This is a genomic window from Streptomyces sparsus (assembly GCF_054776295.1).
The window spans coordinates 1-3929 of record NZ_BAAHCA010000450.1 but is presented as its reverse complement, the minus strand read 5'-3'; the positions used below and the strand labels follow the sequence as shown (position 1 = coordinate 3929).

5 protein-coding genes are annotated in these 3929 nt (G+C 72.5%); 3 read left to right on the top strand and 2 right to left on the bottom strand.

All coding sequences use genetic code 11. The annotated features are described in order from the left end of the window. Positions 1-89: 89 nt before the first annotated feature. Positions 90-1076 (bottom strand): glycoside hydrolase family 16 protein, encoded by a 987-nt coding sequence (locus ACYVE9_RS18265; protein ID WP_461028952.1) that lies wholly within the window; start codon positions 1074-1076, stop codon positions 90-92. Positions 1077-1392: 316 nt separating this feature from the next. Between ACYVE9_RS18265 and ACYVE9_RS18260 the strand changes: the two genes are divergently transcribed. Further along, positions 1393-1890 (top strand): fluoride efflux transporter FluC, encoded by a 498-nt coding sequence (locus ACYVE9_RS18260; protein ID WP_461028951.1) that lies wholly within the window; start codon positions 1393-1395, stop codon positions 1888-1890. After that, on the top strand, positions 1887-2261 hold the full coding sequence (crcB, locus tag ACYVE9_RS18255; protein ID WP_461028950.1) for a fluoride efflux transporter CrcB: 375 nt from the start codon (positions 1887-1889) through the stop codon (positions 2259-2261). Before ACYVE9_RS18260 ends, crcB begins: the two co-directional genes overlap by 4 nt. Positions 2262-2321: 60 nt before the next feature. Here crcB and ACYVE9_RS18250 read toward each other — a convergent pair whose 3' ends face one another. Beyond that, the gene (locus ACYVE9_RS18250; protein WP_461028949.1) at positions 2322-3044 is read right to left on the bottom strand and encodes a polyamine aminopropyltransferase; all 723 of its coding nucleotides are present in this window, start codon (positions 3042-3044) and stop codon (positions 2322-2324) included. 244 nt (positions 3045-3288) lie between these two features. Between ACYVE9_RS18250 and ACYVE9_RS18245 the strand changes: the two genes are divergently transcribed. Beyond that, the gene (locus ACYVE9_RS18245; RefSeq protein ID WP_461028948.1) at positions 3289-3813 is read left to right on the top strand and encodes a SigE family RNA polymerase sigma factor; all 525 of its coding nucleotides are present in this window, start codon (positions 3289-3291) and stop codon (positions 3811-3813) included. Positions 3814-3929: the final 116 nt, after the last annotated feature.

Sequence of the window (3929 nt, the reverse complement as noted above, 5' to 3'; positions counted from 1 at the left end):
GCCTCCGACCCTGCCAGGCGGGGGCGTCGGCGGCTGTACCGGTCGCATACCCGGGCCGGCAGGGTCGCCGGCCCGGGACGCCTGCGGGGCTACCGCTTGGGCCAGAAGCTGTAGTCGACGTCGACGTGGGTGTTGATGCGGGGCTGCTGTCCGCCGCCGCCCCGCTCGTCCTTCCAGGCCGCGTTCCACCACACGTTGTGGCGGAAGGTGCCGGCCAGCGACGGCACCCGGTCCACCGGCCCCCGGTAGTCCCAGAGTTGCTGCCAGCGGTTGCGGGTCTTGTCGTAGAGGTAGAAGTTCACGCCGGTGTCGTGCCAGTGGAAGGCGTAGTCCCAGTAGCCCTTCCCGGAGTCGAAGCCGGGGATCGCGGGCAGCGTCGACGGGTTGTGCTCACCGGGATAGGAGGTGCCGCAACTGGGCTGCTCGAACGACTCCTTGTAGCAGGCCGAGCGGATGATGCGACCGGTGCTCAGGTCGATGCTCCGGTTGACCTTGCGCATCCGCTCGCCGCCGGGCGCCGAGGGCGGCTGGTAGTCCGTGTACAGCGTGAGGTGGATGACGTTCGGCTCGCTGCACAGGAACTCGATGTCGATCTCGCTGTTGTCCTCGATGCCGTTGCCGTTCCGGTCGCCCTTGTCCTTGTAGTAGGTGAACAGCCCGGTCTTCACCCCGGCATCGGGCTGACCGGTGCAGTCGGCGGCCCGCATCCGCGCGCCGTACCAGCCTTTCCCGGTCAGGTTCCGGGCGCCCACCTCGGCGCCGCCGTCCGGTGTCTGCTGCGCGCCGGCCGGCAGGGTCAGGCGCAGACCGCTGTCGCCGTCGCCTCCGGGAAGCCGGATCGGGGCGACGATCCGCTCGGGGTGGTGCGGGATCAGCCAGTCCTGCTGCCAGCTCGGGTCCTGCCAGTCCTGCTGGGCGGGGCGGGGCGCGTCCTGCGGCAGAGGCGGAGGGGGCGGCAGGGCGGACGCCGGCGAGGCCAGCGCGAACGCGGCGGCCAGGGTTCCGGTGAGGGCGCCGCCGAACAGGGTGCGACGGCGACGACGCGGTGGTCGGGGGAGTGTGGGGGGTTGTGGCATGGAACGGTCTCCTCGTTGGGGGGCGGGCCGGCCGGGGCACCCGGCCGGACACCGGTTCTGGGAGCGCTCTCAGTAAAGTCCTCCGGAGCGCAGTGGTAAAGACCAGTGCGCGAAACCGCTCCAAGGAGGCCACCCGGCAGCACACCCGGTGGCCTGCGCGCCGGTCGCCGGAGCGGCGGTAACCTGGGGTTCCGTGGTGGGCGACGTCCGCCGCACGGTGGTGGGGCCCGCCGTACCCGAACCGCGGCGAGCACGCCGCCAACGGTCCCTGCTTGCGGAGAAGCGCGCCCGGTGCGGCGTCCGTCGAGTAGGAGGTATGCCGGTGAACACTCCCCGGCCTCCCGCAGGAGAGTCCGCCGAACCGGACGACGACCCGTCCGTCCCGGCCCTCCGCGAGTCGACGCTGGGCCGGCAGTCACCGGTCCTGGCGGCGGTCGCCGTGGGCGGCGGCCTCGGCGCCGCGGCACGGTACGCGGCGACGCTCTGGTGGCCGAACGCGCCCACCGGCTTTCCCGTGTCGCTGCTCGCGGTGAACGTCGCCGGGTGCGCGGCGATCGGCGTGTTCATGGTGCTGGTCAGCGAGGTGTGGACGTCGCACCGGCTGCTGCGGCCGTTCGTCGGTACCGGCGTGCTCGGCGGCTTCACCACGTTCTCCGCCTACGCCGAGAACGTCGATCACCTCCTGTCGGAGCGCTCCGCGGTCGCCGGCGTCACCTACCTGGGCCTGACGCTCGTCGCGGCGCTGGCAGCGGTCTGGAGCGCGGCGGCGGTGACCCGCGGGTTGCTCCTGCGCGGACGACGGAGGCAGGGGTGAACTGGCTGCTGGTGGTGCTGGGCGCGATGGTCGGTGCGCCGCTGCGCTACCTGACCGACCGTGCCGTGCAGCGTCGGCACGACTCCGTGTTCCCGTGGGGCACGCTCACGGTCAACGTGGCCGGCTGCGCCGGCGCCGGACTGGTCGCCGGCGCGGTGGCCGCGGGCTCGGTCGGCCCTCCGATCGCCCTGCTGCTGGGCGTCGGCCTGTGCGGCGCGCTGACGACGTACTCGACGTTCTCCTACGAGACGATGCGACTGGTCGAGCAGGGCGCCAAGGTGTTCGCCGTCGTGAACGTGCTGCTGAGCCTCTCGGCCGGACTCGCTGCGATACTGCTCGGCGCGACCGCCGGCCGGACCCTCTGGGGCTGACCGCAGGGGCCCCTCGCCAACGCCGCTCCCGCCTCCTCGAAGCGGGCGCCGCCGCCCGGGTCAGTCGTCCGCGGTGCGGGCCACGTACACGGTGTTGGTCGACGTGCCGCCCTGCAACGGGTTGTCGAAGCTGACCACGTGCGCCTCCGCAACCGGGAAGACCTCCGCCAGCACGGAGGTGAACCACTGCTCCGGAGGATCGTTCGACCACAGCGCGAAGACCCCGCCGGGGTGCAGGTGCTCGGCGAAGCGGCGCAGCCCGGCGGGTTCGTAGAACGCGGCGTGGGTGGGGTGCAGCACGTGCTGCGGCGAGTGGTCGATGTCCAGCAGGACGGCGTGGAAGCGGCGGGCCGGGGCCTCCGGGTCGAAGCCGTCGGGGTCGTCGGCCATCGTGAAGAAGCTGCCCCGCACGAGTCGGCAGCGGGGATCGCCGGACACCGCCGTGCCCAGCGGGACCAGGCCCTTCCGGTGCCAGTCGATGACCTCCCCGAGCGCGTCGACGACGATCACCGAACGCACCCGCCGGTCACGCAGTGCAGCCTCCGCGGTGTAGCCGAGGCCGAGGCCGCCGACCACCACGTCCAGTTCCCCGCCTGCCGCCGCCGCGAGGCCGAGGTCCGCCAACGCGACCTCCCCGGCGGTGAACATGCTGGACATCAGGAACTCGTCACCGAGCTTGACCTCGTACACGTCGTCTCCCGAGGAGGGGTCCCGGCGTCGCCGCAGGCTGATCTCACCCATCGGCGTGGGGCGCCAGTCGATCTCCTCAAAGCGTGCGCTCATGCGAATAACCGTTCGTTCGTGGAGGGAAGTGGAGGGAAGGGGAGGGCGGTGAAGCGGGGGGACGGGCTGCCGTGACGCGCGGCAAGCGTACGGCGCGCGGGTGGGAACGGCGGGGCCGACAAGCATGATCGGCGCCGGGGTCTCCCCGTCCGGAGCCGCCGGAGCGCGCTGCTATCGTCGCGCTTTCTGCCGGGGCGGGCAGGGAAACGGGCAGGGAAACAACACGGTGGGAGGCTCCTCGGACATGGCCGTCGCAGACGCAGCCGCGGAGTTCCACGACTTCTTCGAACGTCACCACGCCCAACTCGCCCGTTTTGCTTACCTGTTGACGGGCGAGCCGGACGCGGCCGACGACCTGGCGGCGGACGCCCTCCTCGCGCTCTGGCACCGCTGGGACCGCGCACGCAGCGCCGAGCACCGCCTCGCCTACGCCCGCGGCGTGGTGGCCAACCTCGCCCGCAGCCGCATCCGCGGCGCGGTACGGGAACGTCGGCGCAACGTCCTCTTCTGGTCCCAGCGGTCCGACCGGACCGACGGTCCGGACGTCGCGGCGGTGGTGGACGTACGGCAGGCACTGCGCAGCCTGCCGTACCGCAAGCGAGCCTGTGTGGTGCTGCGGCACGCGCTCGACCTGTCCGAGAAGGAGACCGCGCGGGCCCTGGGGATATCGGTCGGTACGGTGAAGAGCCAGACGTCCAAGGGCATGGCCGAACTGCAACGGCTGCTGGGCGAACGCGCCGGCGAGGAACTGGTCGGGGGGAGGAACTGATGGACGACCTGCGCAAGCAGCTGCGTGACGCCGGCGAGGCGCACCGGCCCGACCGGGCCCGCATGCTGGCCCGGGTGGAGCGCGGCATGGAGGCCCCGGCCGCCGCGAGGCCGAAC

Excerpts from the sequence above, each read along its gene's own strand:
- ACYVE9_RS18265 (WP_461028952.1), bottom strand. The coding sequence starts at position 1,076 with ATGCCACAACCCCCCACACTCCCCCGACCACCGCGTCGTCGCCGTCGC.
- ACYVE9_RS18260 (WP_461028951.1), top strand. The coding sequence starts at position 1,393 with ATGCCGGTGAACACTCCCCGGCCTCCCGCAGGAGAGTCCGCCGAACCG.
- ACYVE9_RS18250 (WP_461028949.1), bottom strand. The coding sequence starts at position 3,044 with ATGAGCGCACGCTTTGAGGAGATCGACTGGCGCCCCACGCCGATGGGT.
- ACYVE9_RS18245 (WP_461028948.1), top strand. The coding sequence starts at position 3,289 with ATGGCCGTCGCAGACGCAGCCGCGGAGTTCCACGACTTCTTCGAACGT.